A 14,707-nucleotide genomic window follows, 5' to 3' on the forward strand; every position below is an offset into this window, starting at 1 on the left:
GTCCGCAGACCTGTCCGCGTCCGCCCCGGGCGGGGCGGACGCGGACACAGCGCTCAGGTCAGACGCGGCGGCGCTTCGCCGGGCGAGCGCCGTTGTGGGCCATGGGGGTGACGTCCTGGATGGACCCCACCTCGAGGCCGGCGGCCTGCAGGGAGCGGATGGCGGTCTCGCGGCCCGAGCCCGGACCCTTCACGAAGACGTCCACCTTCTTCATGCCGTGCTCCTGCGCACGCTTGGCGGCCTGCTCGGCGGCCATCTGCGCGGCGTACGGGGTCGACTTGCGCGACCCCTTGAAGCCGACCTCGCCGGACGAGGCCCAGGAGATGACGGCACCCGTGGTGTCCGTGATGGACACGATGGTGTTGTTGAACGTGCTCTTGATGTGGGCCTGGCCCACGGTGATGTTCTTGTTGGCCTTGCGACGCGGCTTGCGGGCAGCCGATGCGCGAGTCTTGGGGGGCATGTGATTCTCCTCCGGGAAAGCTGCTGGTGCTGATGCTGCGGGCGGGGCGTCCGGACGTGGACGCGGTCACCGCCGGTGCAGGATCACTTCTTCTTGCCGGCGACCGTCTTCTTGGGGCCCTTGCGGGTACGGGCGTTGGTCTTCGTGCGCTGGCCGCGCACCGGCAGGCCGCGGCGGTGGCGCAGGCCCTCGTAGGAGCCGATCTCCACCTTGCGACGGATGTCGGCGGCCACCTCGCGGCGGAGGTCGCCCTCCACCTTGTAGCTGCCCTCGATGTGGTCGCGCAGCTGCACCAGCTGCTCGTCGGAGAGGTCCTTCACGCGGATGTTCGGGTCGATGCCCGTGGCGGCGAGGGTCTCCTCAGCGCGGGTCTTGCCCACACCGTAGATGTACGTGAGTGCGATGATCACGCGCTTCTCGCGCGGAATGTCAACGCCTGCAAGACGAGCCATGTGGCCGTCCTCCTGTTCTTCTGCAGCAGGGGTCTGCACCAGGGACGTCCCGTACGACGCGGCACTGGGCCTCGCGGACCCGTCGTCGCGGCGCCGGGGAAGATCCGGCGTGCTCCGCGGCGGGCGTCCGCCGTCGTCGGTCTCCGGCCCCTGCGGCCGGAGGTGGGGGCCCTCCCCTCACGGGGTGGACCGCTGTCCCTGCTGTTCGGCCCGATGGCCGGTGGGTGGTGTGGTCAACGCGACGGCGTCGCTCCCCGGGCTCCCGGGGAGGCGATCAGCCCTGGCGCTGCTTGTGGCGCGGGTTCGAGCAGATCACCAGCACGCGGCCCTTACGGCGCACGACCTGGCACTTGTCACAAATCCGCTTCACGCTCGGCTGAACCTTCACGGCTCTTCCTCCTGCGCTCGCTTGGACGGGGGTTCTTACTTGTATCGGTACACGATCCGACCCCGGTTGAGGTCGTACGGGCTAAGCTCCACCACGACGCGATCCTCGGGGAGGATGCGGATGTAGTGCTGACGCATCTTTCCGGAGATCGTGGCGAGCACGACGTGCTCGTTCTGCAGACGGACCCGGAACATCGCGTTCGGCAATGCCTCCGACACCGTGCCCTCGACCTCGATGACACCTTCCTTCTTAGCCATGTCCTCCACAATCGTCATGCCCCGGGCACGGCCGCGGAGGGCCGGATGACGGGGCGGGAACGGGTCTGCTCGCCGGCGCACACGAGTGCGCGCACACGAACAACGTTCGATGATACCGCATTCTCGGTCTGAGAACCAGCACGGACGACGACGGCCGCCCGGCCCGCCGGACGGGCGGGACGGACGGCCGGCAGATCAGGCCCCCTCACTCCCCCGGCGGAACCGGGACCACGCCGAACCGGGCGAGCTCGGAGGCGCCGCCGTCGGGCGCGGTGAGCACCCACAGGCCGCCGTCATGCCGGCAGACCGAGTGCTCCCACTGGCTCGCGCGGGCGCCGTCGAGGGTCACCACGGTCCAGTCGTCCTCGAGCACCTTGGTGTCGATGGAGCCGCGCACCAGCATCGGCTCGATGGCGAGCGCCAGACCGGGGCGGATCTTGGGCCCCTGGTGGCCGGTGCGGTAGTTGAACACGTCCGGCGGCAGGTGCATGGCCGAGCCGATGCCGTGCCCCACGTACTCCTCGAGGATGCCGAGCTCCTCACCCGGCTGCGCGGAGACGAAGTCGTCGATGGCGTCCCCGATGTCCCCGACGTGGGTGGCGGAGGCGAAGGCCGCGATGCCGACCCAGAGTGCCTCCCGCGTGATCGCCGAGAGGCGCTCGTCGGCCGGGTCCGCGGTGCCGGCCGCGGAGGAGCCCAGGATCACCGTGCGGGCCGAGTCGGCGTGCCAGCCGTCCACGATCGCGCCCCCGTCGACCTTCAGCACGTCGCCGGTCTGCAGGACCCGGTCCCCGGGGATGCCGTGCACGACCTCGTCGTTGACCGAGGTGCAGATCGAGGCCGGGAAGTCGTAGTAGCCCAGGAAGTTGGAGGTCGCACCGCGTTCGGCCAGGACGCCCGCGAACACGGCGTCCAGCTCCGCGGTGGTGACGCCCGGCGCGGCCGCGGTCAGCGTGGCGTCCAGGGCCTCGGACAGGACCACCCCCGCGCGCTGCATGGCCTGCAGCTGGGGGGCGGTCTTGAGCTCGAGCGAGCGGCGGCCGATCACGGGGTCAGGACTCCGCGCCCGGCTGGATCACGGGCAGGGAGCCCGTGGCGGCGCGCACGGAGTACACGGCCTGCAGCAGGCGCTCGGTGACGTCGTCGATCTGCCCGGTGCCGTCCACGCGGGCGACGATGCCGCGCTCCACGTACTCCTGGATGACGGACTCGGTCTCGCGGTGGTACAGGTCCAGGCGGTGCTCGATGACCTCCTGGGTGTCGTCCGCGCGGCCCTCGATCTCGGCACGCTTGAGCAGACGCTCCACGAGCTCCTCGTCGGGCACCTCCAGCTCGACGACGGCGGACAGCGACTGGCCGGACTCGGCGAGCATGGCGTCCAGCGCCTCGACCTGGCCCTTCGTGCGCGGGTAGCCGTCCAGCAGGAAGCCGTGCTCCGCGTCGGCCTGGGCGATGCGGTCCGCGACCATGCGGTTCGTGACCTCATCGGGGACGAAGTCGCCGTTGTCGATGTACTTCTTGGCCTCGACGCCGAGCGGCGTCATCGACTTCACGTTGTGGCGGAAGATGTCACCGGTGGAGATCGGGACGATCCCCATCTTGTCGGCGATCCGGGTGGCCTGGGTGCCCTTGCCGGAACCGGGAGGGCCCATGAGCAGCATGCGGGTCATCGTGTGTTCCTCACTGTCGATACGGACGGCGTTGCGGGATCGGGTCGGGGCTCAGCGCAGCAGGCCCTCGTAGTGGCGCTGCTCCATCTGTGCGCTGACCTGCTTCACGGTCTGGAGGCCGACGCCCACCATGATGAGGATGGACGTGCCGCCGAGCGGGAAGTTCTGGCTGGTGCCGATCACCGCGAAGGCGATCAGCGGGATCATGGCCACGATACCGAGGTAGAGGGCGCCCACGAACGTGATGCGGCTGATGACGTACTGCAGGTAACGCTCGGTGGGCCGTCCGGCGCGGACGCCGGGGATGAAGCCGCCATAGCGCTTCATGTTGTCCGAGATCTCCACCGGGTTGAACGTGATGGACACGTAGAAGTACGTGAAGCCGATGATGAGCAGGAAGTACAGTGCCATGTACACCGGGTGGTCGCCGGAGCCGAAGTACCGGCTCAGCCACGTGATCCACGGGGCCGGCGCACTGCCGTCCTGCGGCGTGTTGAACTGGATGAGGATGCCCGGGAGCATCAACACGGAGGAGGCGAAGATGACCGGGATGACGTTGGCCATGTTCACCTTGACCGGGATGTAGGTGCTCGACCCGCCCACGGTCCGCGAGCCGATCTGCCGCTTGGCGTACTGGACCGGGATCCGGCGCTGCGACTCCTCCACGAAGACGATGGCCAGCATGGTGAGCAGGCCGATCCCCATGACGATCGCGAAAACGCGCCAGCCCTGCGTCTGGACCACCTGGCCGAGGCCGGCCGGGAAGCCCGCCGCGATGGAGGTGAAGATCAGCAGGGACATGCCGTTGCCCACGCCGTTCTCGGTGATCCGCTCGCCGAACCACATGACGATGAGACATCCGGTGGTCAGGGCGATGACCACGAGCAGCACCGTGAGGATGGAGCCGTCGCGCAGCAGCGGCAGGCTGCATCCGAGCAGGGCCCCGGTGCGGGCCAGCGAGGCCATCGTGGTCGCCTGCAGCAGGGCGAGGGCGAGGGTCAGGTAGCGGGTGTACTGCGTCAGCGTCGCCTGGCCCTGCGGGCCCTCCTGGTGGAGCTGCTCGAAGCGCGGGATCACCACGCGCAGCAGCTGCACGATGATCGACGCCGTGATGTAGGGCATGATGCCGAGCGCGAAGACGGACACCTGCAGGAGCGCCCCGCCCGAGAACATGTTCACGAAGGAGTACAGGCCGCCCTGGGCGTTGCCCGCCGCGAGACACTGCTGCACCGCCGGGTAGTCCACCCCGGGGGCCGGCACGAAGGCGCCCATCCGGTAGACGGCGATGAGCGCGAGCGTGAAGGCGATCTTCCGCAACAGGTCAGGCGTCCGGACGATCCGGGCGATGGCCTTGAGCACGAGTCCTCCTGCGGTGGTCCTGTGGGGCGCGCGCCGGCCGCGGGGCGGGGCACGAGACGGCGGCCACACCGGGGCGGCCGCTGTGCGAGTCTACACGGACGGACCGAGGGCCCTGGTCCGGAGCGGCTGCTCCGGGCCAGGGCCCTCGGTGGATGGGTCGGCGTGTCAGAGGGTCTCGGTGGACCCGCCGGCGGCCTGGATCTTCTCCACGGCGGACGAGGAGAAGGCGTTCGCCTTCACCTGCACGGCCGCGGTGATCTCCCCCGCGCCCAGCACCTTCACGGGCTGACCGCGACGGACGAGGCCCTTGGACACGAGCGCGTCCACGGTGATCTCACCGCCCTCGGGGAAGTGCGCGGAGAGCTTGTCCAGGTTCACGACCTGGTACTCCGTGCGGAACGGGTTCTTGAAGCCGCGGAGCTTCGGCAGACGCATCTGCAGGGGCAGCTGGCCGCCCTCGAAGCCCGCACGGACCTGGTAACGGGCCTTGGTGCCCTTGGTGCCGCGACCGGCGGTCTTGCCCTTCGACGCCTCACCGCGACCCACGCGGGTCTTGGCGGTCTTGGCACCGGGGGCCGGACGCAGGTCGTGGACCTTGATGGCGTCGTTGTCAGCCATGGTTGACCTCCTCCACGGACACCAGGTGCGGCACGGTGTTGACCATGCCGACCGTCACCGCGTCGGCCTTGCGGGTGACCTGGTGGCCGATCCGCTTCAGGCCCAGCGAGCGCAGGGTGTCCCGATGGTTCTGCTTGGAGCCCGTGACGCCGCGGGTCTGGGTGATGACCAGGGTGGCGTCCGAGGGCTGGATGTTCTTGCGAGTGGGCTCAAACACGGCTCACGCACCTGCCTTCGCGCTCTTCTGGGCGCGATCGTTCTCCATGGTGCGCAGCATCGCATGGGGGGCGATCTCGTCCAGGGCCTTGCCGCGGCGGGCGGCGACGGCCTGGGGCTCTTCCAGCTTCTTGAGGGCGTCCACGGTGCCGCGCACGATGTTGATCGCGTTCACGGAGCCCATGGACTTGGAGAGCACGTCGTGGATGCCGGCGCACTCGAGCACGGCGCGCACCGGACCGCCGGCGATCACGCCGGTACCCGGGGAGGCCGGGCGGAGCAGCACGACGCCGGCGGCGTCCTCACCCTGCACCAGGTGCGGGATGGTGGAGCCGACGCGGGGGACGCGGAAGAAGGACTTCTTGGCCTCCTCCACGGCCTTCTGGATCGCAGCGGGGACCTCCTTCGCCTTGCCGTAGCCGACGCCGACGGTGCCGTCGCCGTCACCCACCACCACGAGGGCGGTGAAGGAGAATCGGCGGCCGCCCTTGACGACCTTGGAGACGCGGTTGATGCCCACGACGCGCTCGAGGAACTGGTCCTTCTCGTCGTCCTGGGCGCCACGACGGTTGCGGTCGTCGCGACGGCCGCCACGACGATCGCCGTCACGGCCACCGCGGCCGCCGTCGCGACCGCCGCGGCCACCGGCGGCGCGCTCGGTGGTCTGGCTCGCCGAGCCCGACCCGGTCTCGGAGACGGTGGTCTCGGTGCTCTCGGTCACCTGAGTGTCCTTCTGGTTGATGTTCTCGGTCACAGCTGCAGCCCACCCTCTCGCGCACCGTCGGCCACGGCCGCGACGCGCCCGTGGTACTTGTTGCCGCCGCGGTCGAAGACCACGGCCTCGATGCCGGCCGCCTTGGCACGCTCGGCGACGAGCTCGCCCACGCGCTTGGCCTTGGCCGTCTTGTCACCCTCGAGCGCACGCACGTCGGCCTCCATGGTGGAGGCGTACGCGAGCGTGCGGCTCTGCGTGTCGTCCACGACCTGCACGAACATGTGCCGTGCAGAGCGGTTGACGACGAGGCGGGGACGGACGGTGGTGCCGGAGATCCGCTTGCGCACCCGGAGGTGGCGGCGGGTGCGGGCGTTGAACTTGCCCTTGCCCTTCACCTTCAGAGTAGACATCACTTACCTGCCTTTCCGGCCTTGCGGCGGATCTGCTCGCCCGCGTAGCGCACGCCCTTGCCCTTGTACGGGTCGGGGCGGCGCAGCTTGCGGATGTTGGCGGCGGTCTCGCCGACCTGCTGCTTGTCGATACCGGCGACGGTGACCCGGTTGCCCTCCACCGTGAAGGTGATGCCCTGGGGCGCCTTCACCGGGACAGGGTGGGAGTAGCCCAGGGCGAACTCGAGGTCCTGGCCCTTGGCCTGCACGCGGTAGCCGGTGCCGACGACCTCGAGCTGCTTGGAGAAGCCGTTGGTCACGCCCTCGACCATGTTGCTGATGAGGGTGCGGGTCAGACCGTGCAGGGAGCGGGACTCACGCTCGTCGTCGGGGCGGGCCACGGTGACCTGCCCCTCCTCGAGGGTGGCCGTGATGGGCGTGGGCAGCGAGTGCTCGAGCTGGCCCTTGGGGCCCTTCACGGAGACGCGGTCGCCGTCGATGGTCACATCGACGCCGGCGGGGATGGTGATCGGGAGACGTCCGATTCGAGACATGTCAGTTCAGCCTTTCTTCCGTCTTGCCCGTCACCAGACGTAGGCGAGGACTTCTCCGCCCACGCCCTTCTTGGCGGCCTGCTGGTTCGTGAGGAGACCAGAGGAGGTGGACAGGATGGCGATGCCGAGGCCGCCCAGCACGTGGGGCAGGTTCGTGGACTTCGCGTACACGCGCAGGCCCGGCTTGGAGATGCGGCGCAGGCCGGCGATCGCACGCTCACGCTGCGGGCCGAACTTCAGGTCGATGGTCAGCTTCTTGCCGACCTCGGCCTCCTCCTCGCGCCAGTCCTGGATGTAGCCCTCGGCCTTGAGGATCTCGGCGACGCGAGTCTTCAGCTTCGAGGACGGCATGGACACGGTGTCGTGGTAGGCCGAGTTTGCGTTGCGCAGACGGGTCAGCATGTCTGCGACGGGATCGGTCATGGTCATGTGGGCTTCACGCCCTTTCTCGCCGTGGTTTCCGCCACCGGTTCACCGGTGGAGGACCTGTGGCGTGGAGGTCTTACTGGTCGGTCTTGAACGGGAAGCCCAGCGCCTTCAGCAGCGCGCGGCCCTCGTCGTCGTTCTTGGCGGTCGTCACCACGGTGATGTCCATGCCGCGCACGCGGTCGATCTTGTCCTGATCGATCTCGTGGAACACGGTCTGCTCGGACAGGCCGAAGGTGTAGTTGCCGTTGCCGTCGAACTGGCGGTCGGACAGGCCGCGGAAGTCACGGATGCGCGGCAGCGCGAGCGTGACCAGGCGGTCCAGGAACTCCCACATGCGATCGCCACGGAGGGTGGCGTGGGTGCCGATGGGCATGCCCTCACGCAGCTTGAACTGCGCGATGGACTTGCGGGCCTTGGTGATCATCGGCTTCTGGCCGGTGATGGCGGTGAGGTCGGTGACCGCGCCGTCGATGATCTTGGAGTCCTTGGCGGCCTCGCCGACGCCCATGTTGACGACGACCTTCACAAGGCCCGGCACCTGCATGACGTTCCCGTACTGGAACTGCTCCTGCAGGGCGTCGCGGATCTCCTCGCGGTACTTGGTCTTCAGACGCGGGGTGACCTTCTCGGTCTGCTGCACCTCGGTCATCACAGCTCCTTCCCCGAGGCCTTGGCGAAGCGGACCTTCACGGTCTTGCTCACGCCGTCCTTCTCGACGGTCTCGAAGCGGTAGCCCACACGGGTCGGCTTCTTGGTCTCCGGGTCCACCACGGCCACGTTCGAGATGTGGATCGGGGCCTCGACGACCTGCAGGCCGCCCTCGGTGGAACCGTTGTTGTCCTGGCCGGCGCGCAGGTGCTTGGTCACGCGGTTCACGCCCTCGACGAGCACGCGCTCATCCGTCGGGAACACGCGCAGGACCTTGCCCTGCTTGCCCTTGTCCTTGCCACTGATGACCTGGACGAGGTCGTCCTTCTTGATCTTGGCCATGAGGTCAGATCACCTCCGGGGCGAGCGACACGATCTTCATGAACTTCTTGTCACGCAGCTCGCGACCCACGGGGCCGAAGATGCGCGTGCCACGGGGCTCGCCGTCGGTCTTCAGGATGACCGCCGCGTTCTCGTCGAACTTGATGTACGAGCCGTCGGGACGGCGGGACTGCTTGCGGGTGCGGACCACCACGGCCTTGACGACGTCGCCCTTCTTGACGTTGCCGCCGGGGATGGCGTCCTTCACGGTGGCGACGATGGTGTCGCCGATGCCTGCGTAGCGGCGTCCGGAACCGCCGAGAACACGGATGGTCAGGATTTCCTTCGCACCGGTGTTGTCGGCGACCTTGAGCCGCGACTCCTGCTGGATCACTTGTCTCTCCTAGCGTCGCGCCGGTTCTCCCCCACGATGGGCGAGCCTTGCGGAACGGTTGAACGGGCATCCCGGGACGCTTACCCCTCCCCCGAGGCGGGCCGCCCGCCGTCGTCCCCCGACGACGCGTGTTCAGACAGCGTCGGGGAGGTCGAGAGCGGAGGGGCGCGCAGGGCAGGGCCGAGGCGGATCCGGGATCGGTGTGCGCGGCCCTCGGCACACAGGATGGATGGTCCTGCCAACGAGAGGGCGCACGAATATCAGAGTCTAACGCACAAGGCCGCCCCGTGCCAGTGCACGGGGCGGCCCTCTGCGTCGCCGGCCCTCAGGGGGCCGGGTCGATCACTTGGCGCGCTCGACGACCTCCACCAGGCGCCACCGCTTGGAGGCGGACAGCGGGCGGGTCTCGGCGATGCGGACGCGGTCGCCCACGCCGGCGGTGTTGTCCTCGTCGTGCGCCTTCACGCGCTTCGAGGTCTTCATCACCTTGCCGTAGAGCGAGTGCTTCTTGCGGTCCTGGACCTCGACGACGATGGTCTTGTCCATCTTGTCGGACACGACGATGCCACGGAGGGCCTTGCGGTAGCCGCGCTCCTCGGAGACGGCCGGGGTCTGCTCGGTCACTTGGCAGCCTCCTCGTTCTTCTCGGCCTGCGCCTCGGCGGCGACATCGCCGCGGATGCCCAGCTCGCGCTCGCGCAGGATCGTGTAGATGCGCGCGATGTCACGCTTGACGGACTTCAGCCGACTGGCGTTGTCCAGCTGGCCGGTGGCGGCCTGGAAGCGCAGGTTGAACAGCTCCTCCTTGGAGGACTTCAGGGCCTCCAGCAGGCGGGCGTTGTCCATCCCGTCCAGGGACTCGACGTTCAGATCCTTGGTGCCGATCGCCATGGGATCACTCACCACCCTCTCGACGGATGATACGGGCCTTCAGCGGCAGCTTGTGGATGGCCAGGCGGAGCGCCTCACGGGCGACGTCCTCCGTGACACCCGACAGCTCGAAGAGCACGCGTCCGGGCTTGACGTTGGCGACCCACCACTCCGGCGAGCCCTTGCCGGAGCCCATGCGGGTCTCGGCGGGCTTCTTGGTGATCGGACGGTCCGGGTAGATGTTGATCCAGACCTTGCCGCCACGCTTGATGTAGCGGGTCATGGCGATACGGGCGGCCTCGATCTGACGGTTGGTCACATAGGCCGGCGTGAGCGCCTGGATGCCCCACTCGCCGAACGTCACGGTGGTGCCGCCCTTGGCGGCGCCGGAACGCTTGGGGTGGTGCTGCTTGCGGTGCTTGACGCGACGGGGGATCAGCATCAGGCGTTGCCTCCTTCAGCGGGAGCGGCGGCCGGGGTCTCGGCGCCGGCGCCGGCGTTCTCCTGGCGGGGAGCACGCTCGGCGCGATCGTTGCGACGACGACGCTCGCCGCCGCCACGGCGCTCGCCGCCACGGCGCTCGCCGCCACGGCCACGGCCGGAGGGCTGCGCGGCCTCCTTGGCCGCGAGCTCCTTGGCGGTCAGGTCGCCCTTGTAGATCCAGACCTTCACGCCGATGCGGCCGAAGGTGGTCTTGGCCTCGAACTTGCCGAAGTCGATGTTCGCGCGGAGGGTGTGCAGCGGCACGCGACCCTCGCGGTAGAACTCCGAGCGGCTCATCTCGGCGCCGCCGAGGCGGCCGGAGCACTGGATGCGGATGCCCTGCGCGCCGGCGCGCATGGCGGACTGGATCGCCTTCTTCATCGCACGGCGGAACGCCACGCGGGAGGCGAGCTGCTCGGCCACACCCTGCGCCACCAGCTGGGCATCGGTCTCGGGGTTCTTGACCTCGAGGATGTTCAGCTGGATCTGCTTGCCGGTGAGCTTCTCGAGCTCACCGCGGATGCGGTCGGCCTCGGCGCCGCGGCGGCCGATCACGATGCCCGGACGCGCGGTGTGGATGTCCACGCGCACGCGGTCACGGGTGCGCTCGATCTCCACCTTGGAGATGCCGGCGCGCTCCATGCCGGTGGTCATCAGCTCGCGGATCTTGACGTCCTCCTTGAGGAAGTCAGCGTAGCGCTGGCCCTCCTTGTGGGAGTCCGCGAACCAGTGCGAGACGTGGTCGGTGGTGATGCCGAGGCGGAACCCGTTGGGGTTGATCTTCTGTCCCATTGTCAGTTCCCACCCTTCTCGTCCTTGGACGCCACGACCACGGTCACGTGGCTCGTGCGCTTGTTGATGCGGTACGCGCGGCCCTGAGCACGGGGCTGGAACCGCTTCATGGTCGGGCCCTCGTCCACGAAGGCCTCGGTGATGTAGAGGGCGTCCTCGTCGAAGGCCTGGCCCTCGCGGTCCGCCTTGACACGGGCGTTCGCCACCGCGGAGGTCACCAGCTTGTACACCGGCTCCGAAGCGCCCTGCTGGGCGAACTTCAGGATGGCCAGTGCTTCGGTGGCCTGCTTGCCACGGACCAGGTCGACGACGCGCCGGGCCTTCATCGGCGTCACGCGCAGGTGGCGCGCAATTGCCTTGGCTTCCATTGCTTCTCTCTTTCGATTCTCGAGAAGGTCAAGCATGCTGTGCCCTCAGGCTCAGCGACGCTTGCCCTTCTTGTCGTCCTTCACGTGGCCGCGGTAGGTCCGGGTCGGGGCGAACTCGCCCAGCTTGTGACCCACCATGGACTCGGTGACGAACACCGGGACGTGCTTGCGTCCGTCGTGGACCGCGATGGTGTGACCCAGCATGTCCGGGATGATCATCGACCGGCGGGACCAGGTCTTGATGACGTTCTTGCTGCCCTTCTCGTTCTCGGCCAGAACCTTCAGGTAGAGGTGCTGATCGACGAAGGGGCCCTTCTTCAGGCTGCGAGGCATGTCTTCCCTGCTCCCTTATCGCTTGTTCTTGCCGGTACGACGGCGACGCACGATGAGCTTGTCGCTTTCCTTGTTCGGACGACGCGTGCGGCCCTCGGGCTTGCCGTTCCGGTTGACGGGGTGACGACCGCCGGAGGTCTTGCCCTCGCCACCGCCGTGCGGGTGGTCGACCGGGTTCATGACGACACCGCGGACGGTCGGGCGGACGCCCTTCCAGCGCATGCGGCCGGCCTTGCCCCAGTTGATGTTCGACTGCTCGGCGTTGCCGACCTCGCCGATCGTGGCGCGGCAGCGCACGTCGACGTTGCGGATCTCCCCGGAGGGCAGGCGCAGCTGGGCGTACTTGCCCTCGCGGGCGACCAGCTGCACGGAGGCGCCGGCGGAGCGGGCCATCTTGGCGCCGCCGCCGGGGCGCAGCTCCACCGCGTGGATGGTGGTGCCCACGGGGATGTTGCGCATCGGGAGGTTGTTGCCGGGCTTGATGTCGGCGTTCGGGCCGGCCTCGACCACGTCGCCCTGCTTCAGCTTGGCCGGGGCCAGGATGTAGCGCTTGGCGCCGTCCGCGTAGTGCAGCAGCGCGATGCGGGCGGTGCGGTTCGGGTCGTACTCGATGTGCGCGACGGTGGCGGGCACGCCGTCCTTGTCGTGGCGACGGAAGTCGACCAGGCGGTACTGGCGCTTGTGGCCGCCGCCCTTGTGACGAGTGGTGATGCGGCCGGTGTTGTTGCGGCCGCCGGTCTTGTGCAACGGACGGAGAAGGGACTTCTCCGGCGTGGACCGGGTGATCTCTGCGAAGTCGGCCACGGACGAGCCGCGCAGGCCCGGGGTGGTCGGCTTGTACTTACGGATAGCCATGTGTCAGTTCCTCGATTAAGTGGTCTCCGCACGCCGATCAGGCGAGCGGACCTCCGAAGATGTCGATGGTCCCGTCCTTGAGCGTGACGATGGCACGCTTGGTGGACTTGCGCTGGCCCCACCCGAAGCGGGTGCGACGGCGCTTGCCGGAACGGTTCAGGGTGTTGACCGAGGCCACGTCGACGTTGAAGATGCGCTCCACCGCCTGCTTGATCTCGGACTTGTTGGAGCGGGGGTCGACCAGGAAGGTGTACTTGCCCTCGTCGATCAGACCGTAGCTCTTCTCCGACACGACGGGAGCGATGATCACGTCGCGGGGATCCTTGTTGATGGAGCCGCTCACTGGGCATCCTCCTTCTTGGCGCCGGAAGCCTGGGCCACGTACGCCTCGTAGGCCGCCTGGGTGAACACGACGTCGTCGGAGACGAGCACGTCGTAGGTGTTCAGCTGGTCGGCGTACAGGGTGTGGACCGCAGGCAGGTTGCGGGCGGACAGGGCGGCGACGTCGTCGGCCCGGTCGATCACCAGCAGCACGTTCTTGCGGCCGGTGTTCAGGGACGCGAGGCCCGCCTTGGCGGCCTTGGTGGACGGGGTGGTCCCGGACACGAGGGCCTCGATGACGTGGACGCGGCCGTTGCGGGCGCGGTCCGACAGGGCACCGCGCAGGGCGGCGGCCTTCATCTTCTTGGGGGTCCGCTGCGAGTAGTCGCGCGGGGTGGGGCCGTGGACGATGCCACCGCCGGTCATGTGCGGGGCCCGGATGGAGCCCTGACGGGCGCGGCCGGTGCCCTTCTGCTTGAACGGCTTGCGACCGGCACCGGACACCTCGCCGCGGCGCTTCGTCTTGTGCGTGCCCTGGCGGGCGGCGGCGAGCTGGGCGACGACGACCTGGTGCATGAGCGGCACGTTGGACTGCACGTCGAAGAGCTCGGCGGGCAGATCGACCTGGATGGTCTTCACGGAGTTCTCAGCCATGGTCTCAGGCTCCCTTCACGGCGCTGCGGACGAGCACGACCTGGCCCTTGGAGCCGGGCACCGCGCCCTTGATCAGCAGGAGGTTGTTCTCCACGTCGATGCCGTGGAGGGTCAGGTTCATGGTGGTCTGGCGCTCGGCGCCCATGCGACCGGGCATGCGCTGGCCCTTGAACACGCGGCCGGGGGTGGACGCGCCGCCCACGGAGCCGGGCTTGCGGTGGTTCTTGTGCGCACCGTGCGAGGCGCCCACACCGGCGAAGCCGTGGCGCTTCATGGCGCCGGCGAAACCCTTGCCCTTGGTGGTGCCCACGACGTCGACCTTCTGGCCGGCCTCGAAGACCTCCACGGTCACGTCCTGGCCGAGCGAGTACTCGGCGGCGTCGGCGGTGCGCAGCTCGACGAGGTGGCGACGCGGGGTCACGCCGGCCTTCTCGAAGTGACCGGCCAGGGGCTTGGTCACGCGGCGGGGATCGATCTGGCCGTAGGCGATCTGCACGGCGGTGTAGCCGTCGGTCTCCTCGGAGCGCAGCTGGGTGACGACGTTCGGGTCTGCCTTGACCACGGTCACGGGGATGAGCTTGTTATCCTCATCCCAGACCTGGGTCATGCCGAGCTTCGTGCCCAGCAGGCCCTTGATGTTCTGGGTGTTGGTCATAGTCTCTCAGCACCTCCCTCTCAGAGCTTGATCTCGATGTTGACGTCCGCGGGCAGGTCCAGTCGCATGAGCGAGTCGACGGCCTTCGGGGTCGGGTCGATGATGTCGATGAGCCGCTTGTGGGTGCGCATCTCGAAATGCTCGCGGCTGTCCTTGTACTTGTGGGGAGAACGGATAACGCAGTACACGTTCTTCTCCGTCGGCAGCGGCACGGGGCCGACCACCGTCGCGCCTGCGCGCGTGACCGTGTCAACGATCTTGCGGGCCGAGACGTCGATGACCTCGTGGTCGTACGACTTCAGCCGGATGCGGATCTTCTGTCCCGCCATGGCGTCACGCCTCTCTCGTCGGGTGTGCTGTTCCTGTCCCTGTGCGGCGGATCGGGTCCGCCTTCTTGTCCTCCACCCGCGCGGGGCGAATCCGGTCGGACCGGGTTCCTCGCCGCCGTCGGACTCCGGTCCACGCGGTCGGGCGTGTCGCATTCCTGGGAGGGCACACGCCCGC

The 14,707-nt window shown here is 68.6% G+C and carries 27 protein-coding genes; all 27 read right to left on the minus strand.

The features are described 5' to 3' along the window. Positions 1 to 58: 58 nt before the first annotated feature. The 27 genes from rpsK to rpsJ all read right to left on the minus strand — a co-directional run bounded on the left by rpsK (position 59) and on the right by rpsJ (position 14,532). Entirely contained in the window at positions 59 to 463 is a 405-nt protein-coding gene (gene rpsK, locus ACUJ8O_RS05650; protein WP_002857513.1) for a 30S ribosomal protein S11, read from the minus strand. 83 nt (positions 464 to 546) lie between these two features. Next, entirely contained in the window at positions 547 to 915 is a 369-nt protein-coding gene (gene rpsM / locus ACUJ8O_RS05655; RefSeq protein WP_017487821.1) for a 30S ribosomal protein S13, read from the minus strand. Between the two features lie 274 nt (positions 916 to 1,189). Beyond that, positions 1,190 to 1,303 (minus strand): 50S ribosomal protein L36, encoded by a 114-nt coding sequence (gene rpmJ / locus ACUJ8O_RS05660; protein ID WP_002857509.1) that lies wholly within the window; start codon positions 1,301 to 1,303, stop codon positions 1,190 to 1,192. A 35-nt stretch (positions 1,304 to 1,338) separates the two neighbouring features. Then, entirely contained in the window at positions 1,339 to 1,560 is a 222-nt protein-coding gene (gene infA / locus ACUJ8O_RS05665) for a translation initiation factor IF-1 (RefSeq protein ID WP_010080397.1), read from the minus strand. Between the two features lie 205 nt (positions 1,561 to 1,765). Further along, positions 1,766 to 2,608 (minus strand): type I methionyl aminopeptidase, encoded by an 843-nt coding sequence (gene map, locus ACUJ8O_RS05670; protein WP_158184326.1) that lies wholly within the window; start codon positions 2,606 to 2,608, stop codon positions 1,766 to 1,768. Positions 2,609 to 2,612: 4 nt separating this feature from the next. Next, positions 2,613 to 3,230 carry an adenylate kinase gene (locus ACUJ8O_RS05675; protein ID WP_036381548.1) on the minus strand — a complete coding sequence of 206 codons (618 nt, stop codon included), beginning with the start codon at positions 3,228 to 3,230 and terminating at the stop codon, positions 2,613 to 2,615. A gap of 51 nt (positions 3,231 to 3,281) precedes the next feature. Further along, positions 3,282 to 4,589, minus strand: coding sequence for a preprotein translocase subunit SecY (gene secY / locus ACUJ8O_RS05680; RefSeq protein WP_119217866.1), 1,308 nt, complete (start codon positions 4,587 to 4,589; stop codon positions 3,282 to 3,284). A gap of 165 nt (positions 4,590 to 4,754) precedes the next feature. Beyond that, positions 4,755 to 5,207, minus strand: coding sequence for a 50S ribosomal protein L15 (gene rplO, locus ACUJ8O_RS05685; protein ID WP_445373225.1), 453 nt, complete (start codon positions 5,205 to 5,207; stop codon positions 4,755 to 4,757). Then, positions 5,200 to 5,424: a 50S ribosomal protein L30 gene (gene rpmD, locus ACUJ8O_RS05690; RefSeq protein WP_158184325.1), complete on the minus strand. Its 225-nt coding sequence runs from the start codon at positions 5,422 to 5,424 to the stop codon at positions 5,200 to 5,202. Before rpmD ends, rplO begins: the two co-directional genes overlap by 8 nt. 3 nt (positions 5,425 to 5,427) lie before the next feature. After that, a complete protein-coding gene (rpsE, locus tag ACUJ8O_RS05695; protein ID WP_036337953.1) occupies positions 5,428 to 6,177 on the minus strand; it encodes a 30S ribosomal protein S5 in 750 nt (249 codons plus the stop codon). Then, positions 6,174 to 6,548 (minus strand): 50S ribosomal protein L18, encoded by a 375-nt coding sequence (gene rplR, locus ACUJ8O_RS05700; RefSeq protein WP_002857498.1) that lies wholly within the window; start codon positions 6,546 to 6,548, stop codon positions 6,174 to 6,176. The genes rpsE and rplR overlap by 4 nt, the downstream gene beginning before the upstream one ends. After that, positions 6,548 to 7,081, minus strand: coding sequence for a 50S ribosomal protein L6 (gene rplF / locus ACUJ8O_RS05705; protein WP_002857496.1), 534 nt, complete (start codon positions 7,079 to 7,081; stop codon positions 6,548 to 6,550). The genes rplR and rplF overlap by 1 nt, the downstream gene beginning before the upstream one ends. Before the next feature lie 30 nt (positions 7,082 to 7,111). Further along, positions 7,112 to 7,510 (minus strand): 30S ribosomal protein S8, encoded by a 399-nt coding sequence (rpsH, locus tag ACUJ8O_RS05710; protein ID WP_002857494.1) that lies wholly within the window; start codon positions 7,508 to 7,510, stop codon positions 7,112 to 7,114. A 73-nt stretch (positions 7,511 to 7,583) separates the two neighbouring features. Then, entirely contained in the window at positions 7,584 to 8,159 is a 576-nt protein-coding gene (rplE, locus tag ACUJ8O_RS05715; RefSeq protein ID WP_036337950.1) for a 50S ribosomal protein L5, read from the minus strand. After that, positions 8,159 to 8,500: a 50S ribosomal protein L24 gene (gene rplX, locus ACUJ8O_RS05720; protein WP_002857489.1), complete on the minus strand. Its 342-nt coding sequence runs from the start codon at positions 8,498 to 8,500 to the stop codon at positions 8,159 to 8,161. The genes rplE and rplX overlap by 1 nt, the downstream gene beginning before the upstream one ends. A 4-nt stretch (positions 8,501 to 8,504) precedes the next feature. Further along, complete coding sequence (gene rplN, locus ACUJ8O_RS05725; protein ID WP_002857487.1) at positions 8,505 to 8,873, minus strand: 50S ribosomal protein L14; 369 nt, start codon at positions 8,871 to 8,873, stop codon at positions 8,505 to 8,507. Positions 8,874 to 9,215: 342 nt separating this feature from the next. Continuing rightward, positions 9,216 to 9,497, minus strand: a complete 282-nt coding sequence (gene rpsQ / locus ACUJ8O_RS05730) for a 30S ribosomal protein S17 (protein WP_002857485.1) — start codon at positions 9,495 to 9,497, stop codon at positions 9,216 to 9,218. Beyond that, positions 9,494 to 9,763, minus strand: a complete 270-nt coding sequence (gene rpmC, locus ACUJ8O_RS05735) for a 50S ribosomal protein L29 (RefSeq protein ID WP_002857484.1) — start codon at positions 9,761 to 9,763, stop codon at positions 9,494 to 9,496. Before rpmC ends, rpsQ begins: the two co-directional genes overlap by 4 nt. Positions 9,764 to 9,767: 4 nt before the next feature. Next, a complete protein-coding gene (gene rplP / locus ACUJ8O_RS05740) occupies positions 9,768 to 10,184 on the minus strand; it encodes a 50S ribosomal protein L16 (protein WP_002857481.1) in 417 nt (138 codons plus the stop codon). After that, complete coding sequence (rpsC, locus tag ACUJ8O_RS05745) at positions 10,184 to 11,017, minus strand: 30S ribosomal protein S3 (RefSeq protein WP_445373226.1); 834 nt, start codon at positions 11,015 to 11,017, stop codon at positions 10,184 to 10,186. Before rpsC ends, rplP begins: the two co-directional genes overlap by 1 nt. Before the next feature lie 2 nt (positions 11,018 to 11,019). Then, positions 11,020 to 11,385 carry a 50S ribosomal protein L22 gene (rplV, locus tag ACUJ8O_RS05750; RefSeq protein ID WP_002857477.1) on the minus strand — a complete coding sequence of 122 codons (366 nt, stop codon included), beginning with the start codon at positions 11,383 to 11,385 and terminating at the stop codon, positions 11,020 to 11,022. A gap of 51 nt (positions 11,386 to 11,436) precedes the next feature. Beyond that, entirely contained in the window at positions 11,437 to 11,718 is a 282-nt protein-coding gene (gene rpsS / locus ACUJ8O_RS05755) for a 30S ribosomal protein S19 (RefSeq protein ID WP_002857475.1), read from the minus strand. Positions 11,719 to 11,733: 15 nt separating this feature from the next. Continuing rightward, complete coding sequence (rplB, locus tag ACUJ8O_RS05760; protein ID WP_010080386.1) at positions 11,734 to 12,573, minus strand: 50S ribosomal protein L2; 840 nt, start codon at positions 12,571 to 12,573, stop codon at positions 11,734 to 11,736. Between the two features lie 37 nt (positions 12,574 to 12,610). Beyond that, positions 12,611 to 12,916: a 50S ribosomal protein L23 gene (gene rplW / locus ACUJ8O_RS05765; protein ID WP_002857471.1), complete on the minus strand. Its 306-nt coding sequence runs from the start codon at positions 12,914 to 12,916 to the stop codon at positions 12,611 to 12,613. Beyond that, entirely contained in the window at positions 12,913 to 13,548 is a 636-nt protein-coding gene (gene rplD / locus ACUJ8O_RS05770; RefSeq protein ID WP_036337947.1) for a 50S ribosomal protein L4, read from the minus strand. Before rplD ends, rplW begins: the two co-directional genes overlap by 4 nt. Positions 13,549 to 13,552: 4 nt before the next feature. Further along, positions 13,553 to 14,203 carry a 50S ribosomal protein L3 gene (gene rplC, locus ACUJ8O_RS05775; protein ID WP_036337944.1) on the minus strand — a complete coding sequence of 217 codons (651 nt, stop codon included), beginning with the start codon at positions 14,201 to 14,203 and terminating at the stop codon, positions 13,553 to 13,555. A 20-nt stretch (positions 14,204 to 14,223) separates the two neighbouring features. Then, positions 14,224 to 14,532, minus strand: a complete 309-nt coding sequence (gene rpsJ, locus ACUJ8O_RS05780) for a 30S ribosomal protein S10 (RefSeq protein WP_002857463.1) — start codon at positions 14,530 to 14,532, stop codon at positions 14,224 to 14,226. Positions 14,533 to 14,707: the final 175 nt, after the last annotated feature.

The organism is Micrococcus sp. EWR3.9.1, from assembly GCF_052615555.1.

Coding starts and splice junctions, on each gene's coding strand:
- rpsK (WP_002857513.1), bottom strand. CDS start 463: ATGCCCCCCAAGACTCGCGCATCGGCTGCCCGCAAGCCGCGTCGCAAG.
- rpsM (WP_017487821.1), bottom strand. CDS start 915: ATGGCTCGTCTTGCAGGCGTTGACATTCCGCGCGAGAAGCGCGTGATC.
- infA (WP_010080397.1), bottom strand. CDS start 1,560: ATGGCTAAGAAGGAAGGTGTCATCGAGGTCGAGGGCACGGTGTCGGAG.
- ACUJ8O_RS05675 (WP_036381548.1), bottom strand. CDS start 3,230: ATGACCCGCATGCTGCTCATGGGCCCTCCCGGTTCCGGCAAGGGCACC.
- rplO (WP_445373225.1), bottom strand. CDS start 5,207: ATGGCTGACAACGACGCCATCAAGGTCCACGACCTGCGTCCGGCCCCC.
- rplR (WP_002857498.1), bottom strand. CDS start 6,548: ATGTCTACTCTGAAGGTGAAGGGCAAGGGCAAGTTCAACGCCCGCACC.
- rplF (WP_002857496.1), bottom strand. CDS start 7,081: ATGTCTCGAATCGGACGTCTCCCGATCACCATCCCCGCCGGCGTCGAT.
- rpsH (WP_002857494.1), bottom strand. CDS start 7,510: ATGACCATGACCGATCCCGTCGCAGACATGCTGACCCGTCTGCGCAAC.
- rplE (WP_036337950.1), bottom strand. CDS start 8,159: ATGACCGAGGTGCAGCAGACCGAGAAGGTCACCCCGCGTCTGAAGACC.
- rplX (WP_002857489.1), bottom strand. CDS start 8,500: ATGGCCAAGATCAAGAAGGACGACCTCGTCCAGGTCATCAGTGGCAAG.
- rpmC (WP_002857484.1), bottom strand. CDS start 9,763: ATGGCGATCGGCACCAAGGATCTGAACGTCGAGTCCCTGGACGGGATG.
- rplP (WP_002857481.1), bottom strand. CDS start 10,184: ATGCTGATCCCCCGTCGCGTCAAGCACCGCAAGCAGCACCACCCCAAG.
- rpsC (WP_445373226.1), bottom strand. CDS start 11,017: ATGGGACAGAAGATCAACCCCAACGGGTTCCGCCTCGGCATCACCACC.
- rplV (WP_002857477.1), bottom strand. CDS start 11,385: ATGGAAGCCAAGGCAATTGCGCGCCACCTGCGCGTGACGCCGATGAAG.
- rpsS (WP_002857475.1), bottom strand. CDS start 11,718: ATGCCTCGCAGCCTGAAGAAGGGCCCCTTCGTCGATCAGCACCTCTAC.
- rplB (WP_010080386.1), bottom strand. CDS start 12,573: ATGGCTATCCGTAAGTACAAGCCGACCACCCCGGGCCTGCGCGGCTCG.
- rplD (WP_036337947.1), bottom strand. CDS start 13,548: ATGGCTGAGAACTCCGTGAAGACCATCCAGGTCGATCTGCCCGCCGAG.
- rplC (WP_036337944.1), bottom strand. CDS start 14,203: ATGACCAACACCCAGAACATCAAGGGCCTGCTGGGCACGAAGCTCGGC.
- rpsJ (WP_002857463.1), bottom strand. CDS start 14,532: ATGGCGGGACAGAAGATCCGCATCCGGCTGAAGTCGTACGACCACGAG.